At 67.2% G+C, this 21,607-nt stretch carries 18 protein-coding genes and 1 pseudogene; 14 read left to right on the top strand and 5 right to left on the bottom strand.

Translation table 11 applies throughout. The features are described 5' to 3' along the window. Positions 1 to 72: 72 nt before the first annotated feature. Together ABSF49_RS04170 and ABSF49_RS04165 are read left to right on the top strand one after the other, a co-directional pair. A complete protein-coding gene (locus ABSF49_RS04170) occupies positions 73 to 1,494 on the top strand; it encodes a di-heme oxidoredictase family protein (protein ID WP_424111374.1) in 1,422 nt (473 codons plus the stop codon). Continuing rightward, positions 1,494 to 3,164: a CRTAC1 family protein gene (locus ABSF49_RS04165; RefSeq protein WP_424111373.1), complete on the top strand. Its 1,671-nt coding sequence runs from the start codon at positions 1,494 to 1,496 to the stop codon at positions 3,162 to 3,164. Before ABSF49_RS04170 ends, ABSF49_RS04165 begins: the two co-directional genes overlap by 1 nt. 292 nt (positions 3,165 to 3,456) lie before the next feature. Here ABSF49_RS04165 and ABSF49_RS04160 read toward each other — a convergent pair whose 3' ends face one another. After that, a complete protein-coding gene (locus tag ABSF49_RS04160; protein ID WP_424111372.1) occupies positions 3,457 to 4,086 on the bottom strand; it encodes a TetR family transcriptional regulator C-terminal domain-containing protein in 630 nt (209 codons plus the stop codon). Between the two features lie 112 nt (positions 4,087 to 4,198). On the opposite strand from ABSF49_RS04160, the gene ABSF49_RS04155 reads away from it, so the two are divergent. The 8 genes and pseudogenes from ABSF49_RS04155 to xylB all read left to right on the top strand — a co-directional run bounded on the left by ABSF49_RS04155 (position 4,199) and on the right by xylB (position 12,628). Next, a complete protein-coding gene (locus ABSF49_RS04155) occupies positions 4,199 to 5,446 on the top strand; it encodes a Zn-dependent hydrolase (protein ID WP_424111371.1) in 1,248 nt (415 codons plus the stop codon). A 25-nt stretch (positions 5,447 to 5,471) separates the two neighbouring features. Continuing rightward, positions 5,472 to 6,899: a dihydropyrimidinase gene (hydA, locus tag ABSF49_RS04150; protein ID WP_424111370.1), complete on the top strand. Its 1,428-nt coding sequence runs from the start codon at positions 5,472 to 5,474 to the stop codon at positions 6,897 to 6,899. A 2-nt stretch (positions 6,900 to 6,901) separates the two neighbouring features. Next, positions 6,902 to 7,720: an ABC transporter ATP-binding protein gene (locus tag ABSF49_RS04145; RefSeq protein ID WP_424111369.1), complete on the top strand. Its 819-nt coding sequence runs from the start codon at positions 6,902 to 6,904 to the stop codon at positions 7,718 to 7,720. A gap of 48 nt (positions 7,721 to 7,768) precedes the next feature. Continuing rightward, positions 7,769 to 8,635, top strand: a complete 867-nt coding sequence (locus ABSF49_RS04140) for an ABC transporter permease (protein ID WP_424111368.1) — start codon at positions 7,769 to 7,771, stop codon at positions 8,633 to 8,635. Between the two features lie 8 nt (positions 8,636 to 8,643). Then, positions 8,644 to 9,405: pseudogene (locus ABSF49_RS04135) on the top strand (ABC transporter permease); the annotation flags it as partial. 65 nt (positions 9,406 to 9,470) lie between these two features. Further along, positions 9,471 to 10,463: an ABC transporter substrate-binding protein gene (locus tag ABSF49_RS04130; RefSeq protein WP_424111367.1), complete on the top strand. Its 993-nt coding sequence runs from the start codon at positions 9,471 to 9,473 to the stop codon at positions 10,461 to 10,463. Positions 10,464 to 10,616: 153 nt separating this feature from the next. Further along, positions 10,617 to 10,976, top strand: a complete 360-nt coding sequence (locus ABSF49_RS04125) for a hypothetical protein (RefSeq protein WP_424111366.1) — start codon at positions 10,617 to 10,619, stop codon at positions 10,974 to 10,976. 155 nt (positions 10,977 to 11,131) lie between these two features. After that, positions 11,132 to 12,628: a xylulokinase gene (gene xylB / locus ABSF49_RS04120; protein ID WP_424111365.1), complete on the top strand. Its 1,497-nt coding sequence runs from the start codon at positions 11,132 to 11,134 to the stop codon at positions 12,626 to 12,628. On the opposite strand, the gene ABSF49_RS04115 is transcribed toward xylB, so the two are convergent. Further along, on the bottom strand, positions 12,604 to 13,812 hold the full coding sequence (locus ABSF49_RS04115) for an acetate/propionate family kinase (protein WP_424111364.1): 1,209 nt from the start codon (positions 13,810 to 13,812) through the stop codon (positions 12,604 to 12,606). The genes xylB and ABSF49_RS04115 overlap by 25 nt on opposite strands. A 96-nt stretch (positions 13,813 to 13,908) precedes the next feature. Then, a complete protein-coding gene (locus ABSF49_RS04110) occupies positions 13,909 to 14,613 on the bottom strand; it encodes a YggS family pyridoxal phosphate-dependent enzyme (protein ID WP_424111363.1) in 705 nt (234 codons plus the stop codon). 165 nt (positions 14,614 to 14,778) lie between these two features. On the opposite strand from ABSF49_RS04110, the gene rpmB reads away from it, so the two are divergent. From rpmB to ABSF49_RS04090, 4 genes are all read left to right on the top strand, one after another. Then, positions 14,779 to 15,093 (top strand): 50S ribosomal protein L28, encoded by a 315-nt coding sequence (gene rpmB, locus ABSF49_RS04105; protein ID WP_424111362.1) that lies wholly within the window; start codon positions 14,779 to 14,781, stop codon positions 15,091 to 15,093. A gap of 274 nt (positions 15,094 to 15,367) precedes the next feature. Next, entirely contained in the window at positions 15,368 to 17,149 is a 1,782-nt protein-coding gene (locus tag ABSF49_RS04100; RefSeq protein WP_424111361.1) for a cation:proton antiporter domain-containing protein, read from the top strand. A gap of 667 nt (positions 17,150 to 17,816) precedes the next feature. Further along, a complete protein-coding gene (locus ABSF49_RS04095) occupies positions 17,817 to 18,092 on the top strand; it encodes a type II toxin-antitoxin system TacA family antitoxin (RefSeq protein ID WP_424111360.1) in 276 nt (91 codons plus the stop codon). Then, positions 18,089 to 18,610 (top strand): GNAT family N-acetyltransferase, encoded by a 522-nt coding sequence (locus ABSF49_RS04090; protein WP_424111359.1) that lies wholly within the window; start codon positions 18,089 to 18,091, stop codon positions 18,608 to 18,610. The genes ABSF49_RS04095 and ABSF49_RS04090 overlap by 4 nt, the downstream gene beginning before the upstream one ends. A gap of 487 nt (positions 18,611 to 19,097) precedes the next feature. Here the strand turns inward: ABSF49_RS04090 and ABSF49_RS04085 are convergent, their stop codons facing one another. Beyond that, entirely contained in the window at positions 19,098 to 20,414 is a 1,317-nt protein-coding gene (locus ABSF49_RS04085) for a hypothetical protein (protein WP_424111358.1), read from the bottom strand. Further along, positions 20,377 to 21,429, bottom strand: coding sequence for a hypothetical protein (locus ABSF49_RS04080; RefSeq protein WP_424111357.1), 1,053 nt, complete (start codon positions 21,427 to 21,429; stop codon positions 20,377 to 20,379). The genes ABSF49_RS04085 and ABSF49_RS04080 overlap by 38 nt, the downstream gene beginning before the upstream one ends. Positions 21,430 to 21,607: the final 178 nt, after the last annotated feature.

The following is a 21,607-nucleotide window of genomic DNA, read 5'->3' as shown; positions in this document are numbered from 1 at the left end:
GAGGGCGGGAAACCCGTCGACGAGGCTGAGCGCCGCGCCGATAAGCGCGGGCGAACAACGAGGGAGGACGAAATGGCGATGGCGGCAAAGACCATCGGCGCCGCCGCGGCGCTGGCGCTGCTGATTGGCGCGCGCGCGGCGACCGGCGCGAGCTGGGACGAGCGCGTGTTCTCTTCGCACGTCGATTTCGGCGCCGTCGCCGCAGCGGGGGCGGCGGCGGTCCCCGACCTGATCGCGCGCGGCAAGGTCCTGTTCAAGGCCAAGTTCACCACCGAGGACGGGGCGGGGCGGCCGAAGGCGACCCAGGCGATCGTGCCGACCAAGCGCAAGTTCGGCGTCAATCCGGCCTTCACCCGCACCAGCGGTCCGGACTCGAATTCCTGCTTCGGCTGCCACAATGACCCCATCGTCGGCGGCTCGGGCGACTTCGTCACCGACGTGTTCGTCTCGGAAGGGTTCGAAAGCGCGCAGTTCGACTCGACCGACCCCTCGTTCTCGAGCGAGCGACACACGGTCGCGCTGATGGGCGCGGGACTGGTTGAACTGCTCGCGCGCGAGATGACGGCCGACCTCCAGGGCGAGCGCGCCGACGCGGTCAGGCAGGCGCGCGCCGGCGGCCAGGACGTGCGCGCCGATCTCGTCAGCAAGGGCGTGCGGTTCGGTTCTCTCACCGCCCAACCCGACGGCATCGTCGATCTCGAATCCGTCGAAGGCGTCGACGCCGACCTGATCGTGCGCCCGTTCAGCCGCAAAGGCGTGTTCACCTCGCTGCGCCAGTTCACCATCAACGCCCTCAACGTTCACCACGGCATGGAGGCTTCCGAACGTTTCGGCGTGCGCTGGACGGGCAGCCGCGATTTCGACGAGAGCGGCGTCGCCGACGCGGTGACCGACGGCGACGTCACCGCGCTGGTGGCCTTCCAGGCGACGCTGGCGCCGCCGACCGTCAAGAGCGACCTGCCTGACGACTGGCGCGTCGCCGCCGCCGAAGGCCGCAAGCAGTTCGAATCGCTCGGCTGCACGTCCTGTCATCGGCCCGAACTGCCTCTGAAGTCGCTGATCTTCACCGATCCGGCGCCTTACGACATGGCCGGAACCTTGCGCGCGGGCGAAGTGAAGAAGGGCGTCGCGATCGATCTCTCCCAATATGCGTGGGCCCGCGCCCTGCCGAAAAACGACAAGGGCGAGACCCTCATTCCGTTGTTCAGCGACCTCAAACGCCACCTGATCGTCGACAGCGAGGTCAACGCGCTCGGCAACGAGCTGCAGGCGCAACGCTTCGTCGAACGCGACGTGTTCCTGACGCCGCGGCTGTGGGGCGACGGCTCGACCGCGCCCTACGGCCACCGCGGCGATTTCCGCATGCTCGACGAGATCATCGCCGCGCACGGCGGCGAGGCCCGCTTCGCGCGCGACGCCTATCTCGCGCTCGACAAGTCCCAACGCGACACCGTGATCGCGTTCCTGCGCTCGCTGATCATCGAGGCCCCGTGATGAGTAGGACTCCTCTGACGGTTCGGACGATTCTGACGGTCGCCGCGATCGTTCTCGCGGCGCCTGCGCTGGGCGACGAAGCGCGCCCGAAGCCGGTCGGCGACGTGCCGCTGTTCCACGAAGAGGCCGCGGCGGCGGGGATCGACTCGGTCTACGACGGTCCATGGGAATTCTTCGTCGGCGGCGGTGGCGCGGCGTTCGACTGCGACGGCTCGGGCTTCCCTTCGGTGTTCCTCGCCGGCGGCAGGAACCGCGCCAAGCTTTACGTCAACAAATCGACGCGCGGCGGCCCGCTCAGGTTCGAGGAGAAGCCGCTCGACATCGGCGATCCGAAACTGCTCGACAACGTCATCGGCGCCTATCCGATCGACATCGACGGCGACGGCCGCATGGACCTGTTCGTGCTGCGCGTCGGCGAGAACCTGCTGCTGAAGGGCGGGCCGGACTGCACCTTCACGCTCGCCAACAAGGAATGGGGCTTCGACGGCGACGCCGGCTGGACCACCTCGTTCTCGGCCGAATGGGAGAAGGGGCAGAAGTTCCCGACATTCGCCATCGGCCATTACGTCGATCGCGACGCGCCGGGCTCGCCGTGGGGGACGTGCCAGGACAATTCGCTCTTCCGTCCGCAGCCGGGCGACAAGCCCGACTATTCGGCGCGGACGCCGTTGTCGCCGGGCTATTGCGCGCTGTCGATGCTGTTCACCGACTGGAACCGCTCGGGCACGCCGTCGCTGCGCGTCTCCAACGATCGCCAATACTACCGCGGCGGCGAAGAGCAGATGTGGCGCATCGAGCCCGACAAGCCGCCCAAGCTCTACAGCCGCGCCGACGGCTGGCGGCATGTGTCGATCTTCGGCATGGGCATCGCCGAGGGCGACATCGACGGTTCCGGCTATCCGCAATACGCGCTGACCTCGATGGGCGACACCAAGCTGCAGAAGCTCGACCCCGACGAAGGCGGGCGCGGCGAATATCCCGTCTACCGCGACATCGCCGTCGAGACCGGCGCCACTGCGCATATTCCCTATGCCGGCGGCGACAAGCGGCCGTCGACCGGCTGGCACTCCGAGTTCGCCGATTTCACCAACGTCGGCCTGCTCGACCTGTTCATCTCCAAGGGCAATCTCGCGCAGATGCCGGACTTCGCCGATTACGACCCGAGCAACCTGCTCATCGGCCAATGGAACGGCAAGTTCGCCGAGGCGGGCGACCTCGCCGGAATCTCGGGCAAGCGCACCGGGCGCGGCGCGCTGATCGCCGACTTCAACCTCGACGGCATGGTCGATATCCTGCAGATCGATCGCGGTTCGAACGTCGCGCTGTTCCGCAACCTCGGCGCGCTGAACGACGGCGGCGATCCGCTGCCGATGGGCAACTGGACCGAGATCAGGCTGGTTGAGCCGAACCCCAATCGCGACGCGGTCGGGGCCCATATCGCCGTCAAGACCGGCACGCGCACGCAGGTGCGCACGATCGAGATCGGCGGCGGCGACGCCTCGGGTCACGCCGGCTGGACGCACGTCGGCCTGGGAACGGCCGAGCGCGCGGAGATCCGCGTGCAATGGCCGGACGGCGAGTGGAGCTATCCCTATCGCGTCTTCGCCAACCAGTTCGTCGTCGTCGACCGCACGAAACAGCAGGCGGAATACTGGTATCCGGCGCGGTAGGGGCTAAACGGCCGTTGAGCAGGCGGCTGGTCCGGCCGCGCAACGCCGGTCGTCAGTTCGCCTGGCGGGCTGAAGGCCGGCGGCGAGGCGGCGCGGGGCTCGCTCTAGCCATGGCCGCGCCGAGCGCCCAGGTGCGACCGCGGCCGGCCAGCGCGAGGATTATCGCGTTGAGATCGCTTCGCAAAATCTGGCCGATGGCGAGGGTCTCAACGACGAGCAAATACGCCTCGACGCCGTCGCGACGTTTGGTCACACCGACCATTGTTGCCTAGTTGTTAGGCGCGGCGCGACCTTAGGCGCCCCGCTTCGCCACCACCCCGGCCAAAATTGTCTCGGCGACTTGGCGTTTCGCGCGCTCGAACGCGGCGTCGGAAAGCTCGCCGTGCTCGAGCGTCGCGATCTCGTGTGCGGCGTTGGCGTATTGCTGGGTCGTCGCCCAGATCATGTAGAGCAGTACGCGCGGCTCGATCGGCTTCAGCTTGCCGTCGGCGATCCAGCGCCTGACCACGCGCTCGCGCGAACGCACCCATTGCGTCAGCGTCGTGTCGAGGAAGTCCTGGATCGCCGGCGCGCCGCGCATGATCTCGTTCGCCCAGATCTTCGAGCCGAGCGGCATCGCGCGTGCGAGGTCCATCTTGGCGTCGATGTACGAGGTCAACGCTTCGGCCGGATCGTCGCTGGTGTCGAACGCCGCCGCCGCCGCCAGCCACTCGGTCAGCACGCGCTCGACGACCGCGCGATAGAGGCGTTCCTTGGTGGAAAAGTAGTAGTAGATATTGGGCTTCGGCACGCCCGCGCGCGCCGCGATCGCCGCCATCGTCGCGCCGCTGAATCCCTGCTCGGCGAACTCCTCTTCCGCAGCAGCGAGAATGGCGCGTTCGTTCTCTTCGCGAATGCTCGGCTTGGCGATCTGTTTGTCCATTTCGGGCCTCGCGCGGCGCCCTCTACTTGGGCGCCCCCGCGCAGAATTACGGCATTTGACCGTTTGGTCAAATTCATAATAGCGTTGATTGTCAGTCAGTAAGGAGTGGCGAATGTCGGACCTGTCGAATGTCCGCATCAATGGACAGCGGCTGTGGGACTCGCTGATGGAAATGGCGAAGATTGGCGGCACGCCGAAGGGCGGTTGCAAGCGCCTCACCCTCACTGACGTCGACAAGCAGGGCCGCGAACTGTTCCGCGCGTGGTGCGAGCAGGCCGGTTGTTCGCTCAAGATCGACGAGATGGGCAACATGTTCGCGCATCGCGCCGGCGTCGAAGACGATCTTCCCCCCGTGGTGCTCGGCAGCCATCTCGACACCCAGCCGACCGGCGGCAAGTTCGACGGCGTGCTCGGCGTGCTCGGCGCGCTGGAAGTCGTGCGCTCGCTCAACGACCTCAAGATCAAGACCCGCTATCCGATCGAGGTCGCCAATTGGACCAACGAGGAAGGCTCGCGTTTCGCTCCGGCGATGATTTCCTCCGGTGTGTTCGCCGGCGTCTACACCAAGGAATTCGCCTATTCGCGGCTCGATCCCGACGGCAAGAAGCTCGGCGACGAGCTGGCGCGCATCGGCTTCAAGGGCTCGGAGCCGGTCGGCGGCCGGCCGGTCCACGCCTATTTCGAACTGCACATCGAGCAGGGGCCGATTCTCGAAGACGAGGGTTACGACGTCGGAATCGTCACCCACGGCCAGGGCCAGCGCTGGTACGAGCTGAAGCTGACCGGCTTCGAAAGCCACGCCGGCTCGACGCCGATGCCGGTGCGCAAGGATGCGCTGCTCGGCGCGGCGCGCGTCGTCGAACTCGTCAACGCCATCGGCCTGTCCAAGGCGCCGCTCGGCGTCTCGACCTGCGGCATGATCAACGCCTATCCCAACTCACGCAACGTCATTCCCGGCGAGGTGTTCCTGGCCTGCGAGTTCCGCCATCCGATCGACGCGACGCTGAGCGAGATGGACGCGGCGCTGCATGAGGGCGTCAAGGCGATCGCCGACAAGATCGGCCTAACCTACGACCTTAAGCAGGTCTTCTATTACGCGCCAGTGCCCTTCGACGCGGAATGCATCGCCGCGGTGCGCCGCGCCGCCCAGCGCTTCGGCTATTCGCATCGCGACATCGTTGCGGGCGCCGGGCACGACGCTTGCTACATGGCGCGTGTGACGCCGACGTCGATGGTCTTCACCCCTTGCGTCGACGGCGTCAGCCACAACGAGAGCGAGGACATCAAGCTCGAATGGTCGACCGCCGGCGCCAACGTCTTGCTGCACGCCGCTCTGGAAAAGGCGGAAATCGTCGCTTAACCGGCCACTAGGAGGAATTGGCGTCATGTCCCTCGTCATCAAAGGCGGAACGGTCGTCGCGGCCGATCGCAGCTACGCCGCCGACGTGCTCATCGACGGCGGAACGATCAAGGCGGTCGGCGAGGGTCTCGACGGCGACAAGCAGGTCGACGCTTCCGGCTGCTTCGTGATGCCGGGCGGCATCGATCCGCACACCCATCTCGACATGCCGTTCATGGGCGCCAATTCGGCCGACGACTTCGAGCACGGCACCCGCGCCGCGCTCTCGGGCGGCACGACGATGGTCGTCGATTTCTGCATCCCAGGCCACGGCCAGCCGCTGATGGAGGCGCTCGGCGATTGGGACAAACGGGCGGAGCGCGCGATCTCCGATTATTCGTTCCACATGTGCGTCACCTACTGGTCGGACAAGGTGCGCGAGGACATGGCCAAGGTCGTCGACCGCGGCGTGACGACCTTCAAGCACTTCATGGCCTACAAGGGCTCGCTGATGGTCAACGACGAGGAGCTGTTCGCTTCGTTCCGTCGCTGCGCCGAGATCGGCGCGCTGCCGCTCGTTCACGCCGAAAACGGCGAGCTCGTCGCGGCGCTGCAGAAGCTCTACCTCGCCAAGGGCGTCACCGGGCCGGAAGGCCACGCCCTGTCGCGGCCGCCCGAAGTCGAGGGCGAGGCGACCAACCGCGCCATCATCCTCGCCGACCAGGCCGGCGTGCCGCTTTACGTCGTGCACACCTCCTGCATCGCCGCCCACGAGGCGATCGCCCGCGCCCGTTCGCTCGGCATGCGCGTCTTCGGCGAGCCGCTGATCCAGCATCTCGTGCTCGACGAGAGCGAGTATTTCAGCAAGGACTGGGCGCACGCGGCGCGCCGGGTCATGTCGCCGCCGTTCCGCGACAAACGCAACCAGGACAACTTGTGGAACGGACTGCGCGCCGGCTCGCTGCAAGTGGTGGCGACCGACCATTGCTCGTTCACCACCCGTCAGAAGGAGCTCGGCCGCGGCGACTTCACCAAGATCCCCAACGGAACCGGCGGTCTCGAAGACCGCATGCCGGTGCTGTGGACCTACGGCGTCGGCGCCGGTCGGCTGACGATGAACGAATTCGTCGCCGTCACGTCGACCAACATCGCCCGCATCCTCAACATGTATCCGCGCAAGGGCGCGATCCTGCCCGGCGCCGACGCCGACGTCGTCGTCTGGGACCCCAACGTCAAGAAGACGATCTCGTCCGACAAGCAGGTCTCGGTGATCGACTACAACGTGTTCGAGGGGGTCAAGGTTCAGGGCCTGCCGCGCTTCACCCTGTCGCGCGGCGAGGTGGTCGCGACCGAAGGCAAGGTCGTCGGCGAGCCCGGGCGCGGCCGCTTCGTCAAGCGCGATCCGTTCATCGCCGAGGCGCGCGCGCTGAGCCGCTACAAGGAGACCTTCACCGCCCCAGGGGTCGCCCGTTGACGATGACGCAGACGCCCCACGCCGAAACGACGATCGAGGCCCTGCATCACGTCATCGACATTGCCGACCTGTCGCTGCGTTTCGAGACGCGCGACGGGCCGGTGCAGGCGCTCAGCAACATCGATCTGAAGGTCGAGCGCGGCGAGTTCGTCGCGTTCATCGGCCCGTCGGGCTGCGGCAAGACGACGTTGCTGCGCGCGGTCGCCGATCTCGAGACGCCGACCGGCGGCGTGCTGCAGGTCAACGGCATGAGCGCGCAGGAGGCGCGGGCGAACCGCGCCTACGGCTACGTGTTCCAGGCGCCGGCGCTCTATCCATGGCGAACGGTGGCGGACAACATCGCCCTGCCGCTCGAGATCATGGGCTACCCCAAGTTCGAGCGCGACCAACGCGTCGCCGAGGGGCTCGATCTGGTCAACCTCACCGGTTTCGGCAAGAAATACCCGTGGCAATTGTCGGGCGGCATGCAGCAGCGCGCCTCGATCGCGCGCGCCCTGTCGTTCGATCCCGAGCTGCTGTTGATGGACGAGCCGTTCGGCGCGCTCGACGAAATCGTCCGCGACATGCTCAACCAGCAATTGCTGCGGTTGTGGGACAAGACGCGCAAGACCGTGCTGTTCGTCACCCATTCGATTCCCGAGGCGGTGTTTCTGTCGACGCGGATCGTCGTCATGTCGCCGCGGCCGGGACGGATCCAGGACATCATCGAGACCGGCTTTCCGCGTCAGCGGCCGCTCGACATCCGCGAGACGCCGGAATTCCTCGAGATCGCCAATCGCGTGCGGCATGGGCTACGGGCGGGCCATTCCTATGATGACTGAGGCGAACGAGCGAGCCGGGCCTCGCTCGGCCGCATGGCGGGCGCGGCGATGAAGAATGTCCTGCCTGTGACGATCGTCCTCGTAGCGCTGTTTGCGCTGTGGTACGCCGCGGCGGCGCTGATGAACGCGTCGCTGCAGGAGGACATGTTCGCCAACGCCGGCGAGACGAACTACACGACCGGCGAGCTCATCGCCGCGACGCTCGAGATGGAGCGGCCGAAACTGCCGGCGCCGCATCAGATCGCCGCCGAACTCTACAAGCTGGTGATCGAGACGCCGCCGACCTCGAAACGCGGCCTCGTCTATCATGCGACGATCACCCTCGAAGAGACGCTGATCGGCTTCCTGTTCGGCGCTGCGTTCGGCATCGGCCTGGCGGTGATGATCCAGTCGATGCGCACGCTCGAGCGCTCGATGATGCCGTGGATCGTCGCCTCGCAGACGGTGCCGATCATCGCGCTGGCGCCGATGATCGTCGTCATCCTCAACCAGTTCAACATCACCGGGCTTGCGCCCAAGGCGGTGATCGCCGCCTATCTGTCGTTCTTCCCGATCACGGTCGGCATGGTCAAGGGCTTCCGCACGCCCGATCCGCTGCAGATCGATCTGATGCGCACCTATTCGGCGACGCAGGGCCAGACCTTCGCCAAGCTGCGCGCCCCGGCGAGCGCGCCGTACTTCTTCGCCTCGATGCAGATCGGCGCCGCGGCGGCGCTGGTGGGCGCGGTGGTCGCCGAAGTGACCAAGAGCGAGGACGGCGGCCTCGGCGCGCGGCTGCTCGCCGGCTCTTATTACGGCCAGACGGTGCAGATCTGGGCGGCGTTGTTCACCGCCACCGCGCTGTCGGCGGCGCTGGTCGGCCTGATCGCGCTCGCCGGCCGCATCGTCCTGCGTCGCATGGCGTTCAGCCGATGAACGCGCGCGCCGCCGACTTCGCGCCGCCGCTGCTCTTTGGCCTCGCCGTGCTGGCGGTCTGGGAGGTCGGCGTCAAGCTGCTCGGCGTGCCGGCGATCATCCTGCCGGCGCCCTCGGCGATCGGGCTGCGGTTCGTTTCGTCGATGCCGACGCTGGCGGCCGACTTCTTGCAGACGATTCGCGGCGTGCTCGCCGGCTACGCGATCGGCTCGGGCGCGGGGCTGCTGGTCGCGATCCTCATCGACCGCTCGCCGTTCCTGCAGCGCGGACTGCTGCCGCTCGGCAATTTCGTCTCGGCGCTGCCGATCGTCGGCGTCGCGCCGATCATGGTGATGTGGTTCGGCTTCGACTGGCCGTCGAAGGCGGCGGTGGTCGTGGTGATGACGTTCTTTCCGATGCTGGTCAACGCCACCGTCGGCCTCGCCGGCGCCGGGCCGATGGAGCGCGATCTGATGATGACCTATGCGGCGGACTATTCGCAGACGCTGCGCATGCTGCGTCTGCCCGCCGCCGCCCCGTTCGTCTTCAACGCGCTGAAGATCAATACGACGCTGGCGATGATCGGCGCGATCGTCGCCGAGTTCTTCGGCACGCCGACGGTCGGGATGGGCTTTCGCATCTCGACCGAGGTCGGACACCTGAGCATCGATATGGTGTGGGCGACGATCGTCGTCGCCGCGCTGACCGGTTCGACGTTCTACGCCTTGGTGGCGCTGATCGAACGGCGCGTGACCTTCTGGCACGCGTCCTATCGCAGGCGCGAGAATTGAGCGGCTCGGCTCAAGGCGCCGCCCAGCCTCACTGGCGGCGCGCAGGCAGGAGTGGAGGTGAAGCGATGAAGAAGTCTCTGTTTACAATCGTCAGCGCCGCGGCGGTCCTCGCCGTCGGGGCGGCGCACGCGGCCGACAAGGTGACGCTGCAGCTCAAGTGGGTCACCCAGGCGCAGTTCGCCGGTTATTACGTGGCCAAGGACAAAGGCTACTACAAGGACGAAAACCTCGACGTGACGATCAAGCCCGGCGGGCCCGATGTCGCGCCGGAGCAGGTGATCGCCGGCGGCGGCGCCGACGTGGTGGTCGACTGGATGCCGGCGGCGCTCGCCGCGCGCGAGAAAGGCGCGGCGATGGTCAACATCGCCCAGCCGTTCAAGCATTCCGGTCTCGAGCTGACCTGCCGCGCCGACACCGGCATCAAGACCCCGGCCGACCTCAAGGACCGCACGCTCGGCGTCTGGTTCTACGGCAACGAGTACCCGTTCCTCAACTGGATGGGCAAACTTGGCTACAAGACCGACGGCTCGCCGGGCGGGGTGAAGGTGCTCAAGCAGGGCTTCAACGTCGATCCGCTGCTGCAGAAGCAGGCCGACTGCATCTCGACCATGACCTACAACGAGTACTGGCAGGTCATCGACGCCGGCTACAAGCCCGAGCAGCTCGTCGTCTTCAAGTACGAGGACCAGGGCGTCGCAACGCTCGAGGACGGCCTCTACGCCATGGAGGACAAGCTCAAGGATCCGGCCTTCGTCGACAAGATGGCGCGCTTCGTCAAGGCGTCGATGAAGGGCTGGGCGTGGGCGCGCGAGAACTCCGACGCGGCGGCCAAGATCGTGCTCGACAACGATGCGACCGGCGCCCAGACCGAGCATCACCAGAAGCAGATGATGAGCGAGATCAACAAGCTCACCGCCGGCTCGGACGGCAAGCTCGACCAGGCCGACTACGAGCGTACGGTCAAGACGCTGCTGACCGGCGGCTCCGATCCGGTCATCACCAAGGAGCCGGTCGGCGCCTACACCACGGTCGTCACCGACAAGGCGCTCGGCAAGTAAAAGCGTCGCCTAAGATTCGACGAAAATGCGCGGCGCCCCTTGTGGGCGCCGCGTTATATTCACGGTCCGTATGCGCAAGCGTCGCGCCGTCGCCTCATCTTCGTCGCGATCGACCCGTAAGAGTTGGTCCCGGGGGAACGACAGGAGGCGCCCGTGACCGCTTTGCGAGAAATCGTCCGCACCTGCACCAACGTCCATGTCGCGCGCGCCGCGCTGGCGTCGATCGGCGGCGAGTTCGCCGAGCGATTCACCGCCGACGCTTCGCGCCGCGACCTGCCGAGCGGCGTGCTCGCGGCGCGGATGGTGCGCGCCTTCGCGCTCCATGCCGCCGACGACGAGCGACGGTCGGTCGAGGCGGCTGCGCGCGGCGCCGATCAGCCTGTCCTCGTCGGCCTGCGTTACATTCTCGCCAAGGGTCTCGGCGCCGGGCGGACCGCAGCCGCCGACGTGGCTGCGGACACGCCGCCCGCCTGGGCGATCTGCGCCGCCCGCGACGGCGTCTGGCGCGATTAGCGAGTCGCCTTAGGCCACGCTCTCCCTCATCTTCAGGCCCCATCGCGTGAGCGCGGGCGTCCAAGGACGGGGGACGGCGCCGTTGGGGGGTCCGCGTCCTCGCGCCGCGTCCCACGGCGCTTGTCGAGCGCGTCGATTTCCGCGACAGTCTGACGATGATTGCGATTGGCGTCGATTGCGGCACGTCCGGACTCAAGGCCGTGCTGGTGGAAGCGGGAGGAGGACTGATCGCCGCGGCGACGCGCGCGTACCGCCCCGATCGTCCGCGGCCTTTGTGGTCGGAGCAGGATCCCGAAGCCTGGGTCGCGGCGATGATCGGCGCGCTCGGCGAGCTCAGAAGCGCCGCGCCTGAGGCCTTCGCCGGCGCCGAAGCGATCGGTTTCTCCGGCCAGATGCACGGCGCAGTGCTCATCGGCCGCGACGGCAAGCCGCTGAGGCCGGCGATCCTTCACAACGACGGGCGCGCCCACCGCGAGGCGGCCGAACTGTGGGAACGCCATCGACCGCTTGCCGACGTCGTCGGCGTCAAGCCGATGGCCGGGTTCGTCGCGCCGAAGCTGATCTGGCTCGCGCGTCACGAGCCATCGATCTTCGCCGCGATCGCCCATGTCATTCAGCCCAAGGACTACCTGCGCTTCCGCCTGACCGGCGAGATCGCTTCCGACATGAGCGACGCGGCGGGGACGTGGTGGCTCGACGAACGGGCGCGCGCCTGGTCGATCGACGCGCTTGCGGCGAGCGGCGTCGATCCCGCCTGCGCGCCGCGACTGGTCGAGGGCAGCGACTCGGTCGGGTCGCTCACGCCGGCAGTCGCCGACGCGCTCGGCCTGCAGCGGCGACTGGTGGTTGCGGCGGGCGGCGGCGACGCCGCGGTCGGGGCGGTCGGGATCGGCGCGACGCGGCCGGGCGACGCGTTCATCTCGCTCGGCACCGCTTCGCAGATGATCGTCGTTTCCGACGCCTATCGCGCCGCGCCGGAAAAGATCGTCCACAGCTTCGCTCACGCGCTGCCGCGCCGCTGGTATCGGATGGCGGCGATGCTCAACGGCGCCGGCGCGCTCGCCTTCGTCGGCCGCCTCGTCGGCGTCGACGCCGGCGCGCTCGAGCGCGAAGCGGCGGAGAATTATCGCGGCCCGAACGAAACGACGTTCCTGCCCTATCTCTCCGGCGAACGGACGCCGCACGACGACCCGCACGCGCGCGGGGTCGTCTTCGGCCTTACGGAAGCCGCTGCGCGCGTCGATCTGACGCGGGCGGCGATGGAGGGGGTCGCGCTGACGCTCGCCGAGGCGCGCGCCTGTCTTGCCGCGACCGGCGACGCGCCGCAAGGCTTCGATTTGATCGGCGGCGGCGCGCGCAGCGCTCTATGGACGCGGATGATCGCGGCGGCGGTCGACGCGCCGATCACGCGCCGCCAGGGCGGCGAAGTCGGACCCGCGTTCGGCGCGGCGCGGCTGGCGGTTCTCGCGGCGACCGGCGCGGCGCCGGAGACAATCTGCTCAGCCCCGCCGATCGCCGATGTGACCGAGCCCGAGCCCGGCCTCGTCGACGCCTTCGCCGCCGCGCGCGAGCGCTTCATGCGTCTCTATCGCGTCCTGCGGCCGGAATTCGCCGCCGCGGCCAAGGATCAGCGCGCGGCCGACTCGAGCTGAGCGGCGAGTCCGGCGACGTTGATCGCGTGTTCGGCGATCATCCGCTCTTCGTTGGTCTTCACCACGAGCGCCATCGTCTTGGAATCGGCGGTGGTGATGCGCTGTGCGTTGGCGGCGTTGGCCGCCTTGTCGAGATGGACGCCGAGCCACTCCATGCCGGTCAGCGCCTCGGCGCGCGTGCGCGGCGAGTTCTCGCCGATGCCGCCGGTGAAGACGATCGCATCGAGGCCGTCGAGCGCCGCCGCCAGGCTGCCGATCTCGCGGCGGATGCGATAGACGAAATAGTCGATCGCCTCCTTCGCCGCCGGGCTGTCCGACGCCTCTAGCGCCCGCATGTCCTGCGAGATGCCAGAGAGGCCCTTGAGGCCGGAATTGTAAGTGATCAGGTCCGAGACCTCCGTCACGCTCATACCCTTCACTTTCATCAGATAGAACAGCACGCCGGGATCGATCTGGCCGGAGCGGGTGCCCATCGGCACGCCGTCGAGCGGGGTCATGCCCATGGTCGTCGCCGCCGCGCGGCCGTTGCGGATCGCGCACAATGAGGAGCCGTTGCCGAGATGGGCGACGACGACGCGGCCGCCGGCGATCTCCGGCGCGACCATCTTCAGTCGTCGCGCGATGTATTCGTAGGACAGGCCATGGAAGCCGTAGCGGCGCACGCCTTCGTCGTAATAGGAGCGCGGCAGCCCGTAGACGTCGGCGACGAACGGTTGGGCGCGGTGGAAGGCGGTGTCGAAGCAGGCGACCTGCGGCGTCTTGGGGAACGCTTCGATCGCCGCCTCGATGCCGAGAATGTTGAACGGCTCGTGCAGCTCGCCGAGCGGAATCAGGGTGCGCAGGGTCGCCAGCAGCGCCGCGTCGACGCGCGCCGGCTGGGTGAAGTCGCGCCCGCCGTGGAGAACGCGGTGGCCGACCGCGACGACGTTGTCGTCGAGCTTCTCCTCGCCGAGCCAGCGCAGGATCGCCTTCATCGCCGCGCGGTGGTCGGGGGCGCCCTGGCCCGGATCGAGGGTGAATTGCACCTTCGCGCCCGACGTGCGCTTGGCGGTGAACGTCGCCTGGGCGCCGAGCCCTTCCACCTGCCCCCTCGCCAACTCGTCGAAGCCGCCGCTTCCGTAGGCGAAGATGGCGAACTTCACCGACGAGGAGCCGGCGTTGAGGGTGAGAACGACTTGACTCATGCTTTCACTCCGTGGACGCGACGAGCCCCCATCGAGGCGGCGTCGCAGGTCGGTTGGGTCACGCCGGCGTCGCCGACGCGTCAAAGGCGGCGCTCGTCATGTTCGCGCGCCGAAAATGGCGCTGCCGACGCGCACTTCGGTCGCGCCGAGCGGCACGGCGAGCGGCCAATCGCCGCTCATGCCCATCGACAATTGCTTGATCCCGTTGCGCTCGGCGATGACCTTGAGCAAGGCAAAATGCGGCGAGGCGGGTTCGCCGGCCGGCGGCACGCACATCAGCCCCTCGATCGCCAGGCCGTGGACGTCGCGGCAGCGGGCGAGGAAGGCGTCGGCGTCGCGTGGGCCAATTCCGGCCTTCTGCGGCTCGGCGCCGGTGTTGACCTCGACGAACAGACGCGGTCGCTTGCCCGCCTTGGCCATCGCCGCGGCGAGCGCCTGGGCGATTTTGTCGCGGTCTACGGTCTCGATGGCGTCGAACAGCTCGACCGCTTCGCCCGCCTTGTTGCTCTGCAGCGGACCGATCAGATGCAATTCGAGCGTTTTGCCGAGTTCGGCGGCGCGGGCGCGCAACCCCGGCCATTTCGCCTTGGCTTCCTGGACGCGGTTCTCGCCGAAGATCGTCTGGCCGCCGATGGCGATGGTCGGCCAGACCTCGTCGGCCGAATAGGTCTTGGAGACGGCGACCAAGGTCACTGCGGCGGGATCGCGGTCGCAGTCGCGCGCCCGCGTGGCGATCGCCGCCTGCAACGCCGCCAGCCGCGGCGCCGCGCCGAGCGGATCGGCGACCTCGCCTGCGTTCATGAACCAGCCCCTCGCGCTTGACGCCGTTTGGCCCTTCCCCTATAGACCGCCGACCTGAGACGCCAGGGCCGGAAGGGCGGCGCCGACGCTTTCGTTTGCGAAGCGCGGCTGACCGCGGAATCGCCTGGGGTTTTCTACCCAGTTTTGATCAAGGGAAGTTGCGCTATGTCACGCCGTTGCGAGCTGACGGGGATCGCCGTCCAGACCGGCAACAAGGTCAGCCATTCCAACCACAGGACGCGCACCCGTTTTCTGCCGAACCTGTGCCGGGTGACCCTGATCTCCGATGCGCTCGGCCGCGCGGTGCGACTGCGCGTCGCAGCCGCCGCCCTGCGCACGGTCGAGCACCGTGGCGGGCTCGACAATTTCCTGCTGAAGGCCCGCGACGGCGAGCTCTCCGACGGCGCCGCGGCGTTGAAGCGCGAGATCGTCAAAAAGCAGGCGGAAGCTGAGACGGCGGCCGAGCCCAAGGCCGCTTGAGCCGCTTTCTAGCGCTCTCTGGATCATTCTTGACCCCCTCGGCCCGCCCAGCCGAGAGGGTTTTTGCGTTTGCGGCGCGCCCGACGGGGCGGCCTGTAGACGCGCTCGGTGAGCGCGTCCGGCGCGAAAGCGCCGTTCATCGTGTGACCCTCACAAAGAGGACGCGGCCATCGGCCGCGTCTACAAGAGGGGCTGGCGCCTGTCGGCGTGGCGAGGTCGCTTCGGCGCAAGCGAATCGACTAAGCTCGGCCGGGGGGCGGCTGCGACAGGACCGATGAACGCGCCATTCGATCTCGGCGTCTACAAGGAAGCGTTGCTGTTCCTCGCCACCGCGGGGGTGGTCGCGCCGCTGTTCGTCCGCCTGCGGATCAGCCCTGTGCTCGGCTACCTGCTCGCCGGCGTCGCTCTCGGCCCGTTTGGCCTCGGCAGACTCGCCGAACGCACGCCCATCCTGGCCGCCTTGGCGCTGACCAACGTCGAGGCGATCGCCCGGCTGGCCGAATTCGGCGTCGTCGTGCTGCTGTTCACCATCGGTCTCGAACTGTCGTTCGAGCGCGTCAAGCGCATGCGCCGGCTGGTGTTCGAATTCGGCCTCAGCCAGCTCGTCGTCTCCGCGCTGGCGCTGGGCCTCCTCGCCTATGCGCTCGGGCGGACGGCCGCGGCGGCGACGACGATCGGCGCGGCTCTGGCGCTGTCCTCGACCGCGATCGTCATTCCGGTGCTCGCCGAACGCAAACGCCTCGCCGCGCCGGTCGGCCGCCTGAGCTTCGCCGCGCTGCTGCTGCAGGACCTCGCGGTCGCGCCGCTGCTGGTGCTGGTGACGATGCTGTCGGGCGGCGGCCACAGCGGCAACCTCGCCGTCAGCATCGCGATCGCGCTTGCGCCGGCGGCGGCGGCGCTCGCCGCGGTGATCGTCGTCGGCCGGCTGGTGCTGCGGCCGTTGTTCCACTCGGTGGCGCTGACGCGCAGCCCCGAGTTCTTCATGGCGGCCTGTATGCTGGTGGTGCTGGGCGCGGCGCTGACCGCCGCCGCCAGCGGGCTGTCGATGGCGCTCGGCGCGTTCGTCGCCGGCCTGCTGCTCGCCGAGACCGAGTTCCGCCGCGAGATCGAAGTCACCATTGAGCCGTTCAAGGGCCTGCTGCTCGGCCTGTTCTTCGTCTCGGTCGGCGCCCAGCTCGACCTGTCGATCCTGGCCGCAGCGCCGGTCGTGACGATCGGAATCGCTGTCGCCGTGATCGCGATCAAGGCGCTGATCGTGTTCGTCCTCGGGCGTCTGTTCGGCGCGCCGGGCCGCGTCGCCGGCGAGGCGGCGCTGCTGCTCGGCCCCGGCGGCGAATTCGCCTTCGTCGTGATCGCCGCCGCGGTCGCCGGCGGCGTCGTCGACCGCGCCGACGCGGCGATCCTGCTTGTCGCCGTCGCTTTGTCGATGATGGCGATCCCCTCCCTCGGCCGCCTCGGCGCGGCGCTGGCGCGGCGGCGCGTGCGCGAGCTCGACCCCGAAGCCCTGGTCGCGCCGCCCGAAGAGGACGCCGGCCGCGTCGTCATCGTCGGCTACGGGCGGGTCGGAACGCTGATCGGCGAAATGCTGGCGGCGCACCGTATCCGCTTCATCGCCGTCGACGCCGATCCGAATCTGACCGCGCGCGAGCGGCGCGCCGGCAAGCCGGTCTATTACGGCGACGCTTCGCGCGAGGATTTCCTCCGCCGCTGCGGCCTCGAGACGGCGCGCGCCCTGGTCATCACCCTCGACAAGCCGAGCGCCAACGAGCAGGTCGTCGCCGCCGCGCGGCGCCTGAGGCCCGACATCACCATCATCGCCCGCGCGCGCGACGCGGACCATGCGCGCACGCTGTACCAGCTCGGCGTCACCGATGCGGTGCCGGAAACGATCGAAGCGAGCCTGCAGCTGTCCGAGGCGACGCTGGTCGACATCGGCGTGCCGATGGGGCTGGTGATCGCTTCGATCCACGAGAAGCGCGACGAATTCCGCAAGCTGCTCGTCGCCGCCGGCGCCCCCGAGCGCACCCGCAGCGTGCGGCGGCCGAAGAAGGGGTGACCCGCGCCCCTTCTCCCGCGTGCGGGGAGAAGATGTCGGCGAAGCCGACAGATGAGGGGCGGCTCGCTACGCGAGAATGAGCGTGGCCGCAGTCGCGCGCCCCTTCTCCCCGCACGCGGGGAGAAGATGTCGGCGAAGCCGACAGATGAGGGGCGGCTCGCTGCGCCAGAACGAGCGTGGCCGCGGTCGTGCGCCCCTTCTCCCCGCGCGCGGGGAGAAGATGTCGGCGAAGCCGACAGATGAGGGGCGGCTCGCTGCGCCAGAGGGAGCAGACGGCGGCCGCATGCCCCTTCTCCCCGCGCGCGGGGAGAAGATGTCGGCGAAGCCGACAGATGAGGGGCCGGGCGATTGTCCGCGCAGTCCGCCTTGTCGCCGCAATGTGCGCGACCGGCGCCAGCTCGACGAAGAGCGCCGTCGACCTCGCGGAAGCGTCTTGTTTCCGAAGTTTTGCCGCCGTCAATGGTCTTCGACCGCCTACGGCGGCGCGCCATAGGGCGTCGGGAGACGCCCGTCTTTCGACGGGCTATGCGCGCGCCATTGACGGCGGCAAAACTTCGGAAGGTCCTGCTTCCGTGAGGCCGACGGCTTGGGGTGTGATGGCAGGTTGTTCGGAGCCCTCTGGTACGGATTCAATCCGTATGTTAGTGGACAACGAAATGGAGGTTCCATGCCCCGCGCTCTCACCGAAAGCGGGCGGGTCGAATTGCGGCTCCGCCCCGAAGACAAGGCCACGCTGACCCGCGCCGCGTCGCTCAAGCGGCTCGATCTGACCGGCTACATTCTCGGCGCCGTGCTGCCGAAGGCCGAGGCGGATATCGCGGAGGCCGAACGGGTCACGCTCTCCGAGCGCGACTCGTTGCGCGTGCTTGCGCTGCTGGAAAATCCGCCGGCGGCGCCGGACCGGCTCGTGCGCGCTGCAAAGGCCGGCTTCACGCTGCGATGACGGCGCTTCGCTGGGAGGAAGCGCCGCTCGCCAAGCGGCACGACCGCGACGCCTTCGACTGCGGCGACGCCGATCTCAATCTCTATCTGCAAAAATACGCGCGCCAGAACCATGAAAGCGGCGGCGCGAAATGTTTCGTCGCCGCGCCTGCCGACGCGCCGGCGCGCATCCTCGGCTTCTATACGCTGTCGCCGGCCTCGCTCGAATATGCGCGAACGCCGGCGCTGGCGAAGAAAGGCCTGGCGCGTTACGACGTGCCCGTGTTCCGCCTCGGCCGGCTCGCTGTCGACAAAACGGCGCAAGGCCGCGGCCTCGGCGGCGCCCTTTTGTTGCGCGCGGCCGATCGCTGCATCCGCGTCGCACAGGACGTCGGCGGCGTCGCCCTGCTCATCGACGCCAAGAACGACCGCGCGGCGCGCTGGTACGAAGGCTATGGCGCTCTCCGCTTGGACGACACGCCGCTCTCCCTCGTCCTGCCGCTCACCGTCGCCGCCGACGCGCTCAAGCGCGGGACATAGGGCGACCTCTGCGCCTGAACGTCTGCAACAAGAGCGTCCTGCAAATTCAAGGCACGGCGCGCCCCTTCGCCCCGCTTGCGGGGAGAAGATGTCGGCGCAGCCGACAGATGAGGGGCGGCTCGCTGCGCCAGAACGAGCGTGGCGCCGCGCGCTCCCCTTCTCCCCTTGTGGGAGAAGGTGGCGTTGCAAAGCAACGCCGGATGAGGGGTCGCCGCGCGAGCGGCTAGCCGAGTGCCCTTCCGCTTGGCATAGCGCGCCGTCGACCTCGCGGAAGCCTCTTGTTTCCGAAGTTTTGCCGCCGTCAATGGCGCGCCAGAGCCCGTCGAAAGACGGGCGTCTCTCGACGCCCTATGGCGCGCCGCCTCCGGCGGTCGGAGACCATTGACGGCGGCAAAACTTCGGAGGGTCCTGCTTCCGTGAGGCCGACGGCTTGGAGTGTGACGGAGGGGAAGGGGAGTCTTCCGTTCAGGAAGTCATATATTGGGAATCAAGGAGTCAAGAACACCATCAGAATTATCACGATGGCGAAAGTCGCCACGACTCCGCCGGCTATCGCACTAACTGTGAACATCGCCTCTGCACGCCCTGCAGGGTCGACGACCATCGCGTCGTAATCGGGCTTGGGAATGAAGCGATAGAGACGAGATCTCCACTTTTGACGCATGTCCCGCTGCACGCTCATAAAGACCCAGCCGGTTGCCACAACGACGCAGACGTAAACTCCGGCAAGAAAAGCAACTACCGCCAATAGCCAGTGGGGGGTTGTCGTGCCGACCTTTGCAGCAACGAGTCCGATGCAGGTCGCGAGCGCTGCGGCGACGGCGGTGACAACTTGCCGCGCATTATCAGCCAGCTTCGCAGTGTCGTCGGCGACAGCTTTCCTGAGATCTCCCTGCGCCTTAATCGCTTCTCGGGTTAGGTCTGACAAACTCAGCTGATAAGCGAGCCTCGCACCTTCGAGAACATTGGCTGCGATGGCAGCAAAGACCGCGGCTGTTTCTGCTTCGGCTGGAGGATGGGTGCGACCGAACTCCGCGGCGAACAGGCCATGCCGTTGTTCGGCTTCGGTTACATTCTCGTATACCCAAGCTGCCGCGGCAAGGAGATCATTGTAACCGTTAAGCTTGAGCTCATTGCCCGCCCCAATGCGAGGAGCGTCAAGCTGCGTACGGGGTGGCCCTGTGAACACAAGGTCGCCGTCGTTCTTGATTTCGCTGGCTAAAGCTCTCATCAACGCTCCCGCCGATAATTCGGCGAAAGTCTGGAAGACGGGGTCGCCCCAAAGCTGCTCGCTCGCTGGCGTGCGTAACATCCAAACGCGAATGTCGTTCGGCGCACTCGGCGGGATCTTATGGTCCTTCACTAACTGGCGGGGGCTCTTGGTCGCGGGGGCGGGGCTGAAAATACTTGAGGAGCCCCATGGCAAGAAGCTTGCGGCCATTGTTGCAAAAGGTGTCGCGAGCGTAGCGACTTCCCAGAGCTCATCTCCGCGTTCTGCGAGCAAGAAGGCCCTAAGACCCGCTGAGGTGACCACCCGTAGAGCGGCGGCTTGGCTGGGCTTCTCCACCGTCACTATAAATGGCTGGTAGTCTGATTTAAAAGTACTCGTTTCGGCCCGTTCACCCGCACCGTCGATGATGTCGCAGCGCCATCCGACGGCCGTGAGCAGCGGAAACAGCTGTTCCAATTCGGCCGCGGGCAGCGACGCAATCGTCAGAGCAGACGGTGTCTCCGTGAGCGTCGCAAGTCCCCGGGCGCTGAGCCCGTCAACGGCGGCGGCCAGAGCTTTCAGAGAGGACAGCATCCGTGTACTTTCTCGTGGTGATGATGAATTGGGTCTCTCCATCCGAAAGTTCTGTTTTCCTAACTGCTTGACCTTCGAGGCCGGTGTTATACTGGATCGTCACTCCCTCTTCGGTGCGCACCAGTCGAGTGATTGGTCTGGCGAGCTGAGTCCCATCCGGCGGGAACGCGACGCCGGCCAAACGCTTGCGCTTAACTAGGCGACCAACGGACTTCTTTAGCGAATCGCACACCTGGTCGTCCGCCGGTTGCCCAGCCCCCATCCAAACCGCGTGGTTGACCACGTCCTCTGTTATCGTCTCGGTATTGCGCAGAACCTCCAATGCGCGCGAGACTGCGGGCGCCACTCCACCAGAAGGAAGATGCTCTCGATGATCTTCCAGGGCGGCCCGGACCACATCCTTAACAGCGGTGGTAAGCTCGCTGTCCGTACGGTCGCGCACCACTTGGAGATAGCGAATGAAATAGTCGGTGAGCTGCGGCGCCGGTCGGCCCATGCGGTCACGAGTCGAGATCGAAGCCTCCGCCGAGCCGTTGACCACGCGCACCAGCGCTGACTTTTGGATTGCCGACTTGTCGTCAATAAACGCTTCGACAATTCGACGAAGACCCGCGGCACCTTCCCGCTCTATGAGCTCCAAGGCCTGTCCGTAGTCGTACTTCATCAGCGCATACAATCGGACGCTCTCGTCATCTGTGCCGAGTTCAAAGACGAAAAACGCACCATCCCGCGTGTTGCCTTGGTGAAACCGGCAAAACTCCCGAGCAAGTGTCTGCGCGCCTTCCTCGAAGCCCACTTTGCGAGTCGCGATCGCCTCTATAGTGTCCCGCGCAGCGGATACGTCATCAAACCGATAAACGCTCGCTGGGGCGACATCGCGGATGCGATCGAGAAGGAAATCGTCGTGTTCGATTGCTAGTTCCGGCTCGGGTCTGAACTCGTCGTCGCTCACGATATGCAAGCTTATGCGCGCGATGCGAAGGCTCGACGCTTCCGCGTCGGTAAAGAAGCTCATTGCAATCCCCCACCCAGCGGTAGCGCGAGAAACTACCCTCCTAAATTGGTTTCGCAGCTAATACCAAGACTCTCTGATCACGACCTGTAGGCCCAATCTCGCAGGCCGATGGACATGATCTTCCAGGGTTGATCGACGAGCTTGTTCCAGGCGTCGCAGCAATGGTCGACGATGTCGT

Source organism: Roseiarcus sp. (assembly GCF_049514155.1).
In the GTDB taxonomy this organism is placed as follows: Bacteria; Pseudomonadota; Alphaproteobacteria; order Rhizobiales; family Beijerinckiaceae; genus Roseiarcus.
Note: the sequence above shows the minus strand (reverse complement) of the source record. Positions and strands in the feature narration are given on the sequence as shown.

Excerpts from the sequence above, each read along its gene's own strand:
- hydA (WP_424111370.1), top strand. The coding sequence starts at position 5,472 with ATGTCCCTCGTCATCAAAGGCGGAACGGTCGTCGCGGCCGATCGCAGC.
- ABSF49_RS04090 (WP_424111359.1), top strand. The coding sequence starts at position 18,089 with ATGACGGCGCTTCGCTGGGAGGAAGCGCCGCTCGCCAAGCGGCACGAC.
- ABSF49_RS04080 (WP_424111357.1), bottom strand. The coding sequence starts at position 21,429 with ATGAGCTTCTTTACCGACGCGGAAGCGTCGAGCCTTCGCATCGCGCGC.
- ABSF49_RS04100 (WP_424111361.1), top strand. The coding sequence starts at position 15,368 with ATGAACGCGCCATTCGATCTCGGCGTCTACAAGGAAGCGTTGCTGTTC.
- ABSF49_RS04140 (WP_424111368.1), top strand. The coding sequence starts at position 7,769 with ATGAAGAATGTCCTGCCTGTGACGATCGTCCTCGTAGCGCTGTTTGCG.
- ABSF49_RS04145 (WP_424111369.1), top strand. The coding sequence starts at position 6,902 with ATGACGCAGACGCCCCACGCCGAAACGACGATCGAGGCCCTGCATCAC.
- ABSF49_RS04110 (WP_424111363.1), bottom strand. The coding sequence starts at position 14,613 with ATGAACGCAGGCGAGGTCGCCGATCCGCTCGGCGCGGCGCCGCGGCTG.
- xylB (WP_424111365.1), top strand. The coding sequence starts at position 11,132 with ATGATTGCGATTGGCGTCGATTGCGGCACGTCCGGACTCAAGGCCGTG.
- ABSF49_RS04115 (WP_424111364.1), bottom strand. The coding sequence starts at position 13,812 with ATGAGTCAAGTCGTTCTCACCCTCAACGCCGGCTCCTCGTCGGTGAAG.
- ABSF49_RS04130 (WP_424111367.1), top strand. The coding sequence starts at position 9,471 with ATGAAGAAGTCTCTGTTTACAATCGTCAGCGCCGCGGCGGTCCTCGCC.
- ABSF49_RS04160 (WP_424111372.1), bottom strand. The coding sequence starts at position 4,086 with ATGGACAAACAGATCGCCAAGCCGAGCATTCGCGAAGAGAACGAACGC.
- ABSF49_RS04170 (WP_424111374.1), top strand. The coding sequence starts at position 73 with ATGGCGATGGCGGCAAAGACCATCGGCGCCGCCGCGGCGCTGGCGCTG.
- ABSF49_RS04165 (WP_424111373.1), top strand. The coding sequence starts at position 1,494 with ATGAGTAGGACTCCTCTGACGGTTCGGACGATTCTGACGGTCGCCGCG.
- ABSF49_RS04155 (WP_424111371.1), top strand. The coding sequence starts at position 4,199 with ATGTCGGACCTGTCGAATGTCCGCATCAATGGACAGCGGCTGTGGGAC.
- ABSF49_RS04095 (WP_424111360.1), top strand. The coding sequence starts at position 17,817 with ATGCCCCGCGCTCTCACCGAAAGCGGGCGGGTCGAATTGCGGCTCCGC.
- rpmB (WP_424111362.1), top strand. The coding sequence starts at position 14,779 with ATGTCACGCCGTTGCGAGCTGACGGGGATCGCCGTCCAGACCGGCAAC.
- ABSF49_RS04085 (WP_424111358.1), bottom strand. The coding sequence starts at position 20,414 with ATGCTGTCCTCTCTGAAAGCTCTGGCCGCCGCCGTTGACGGGCTCAGC.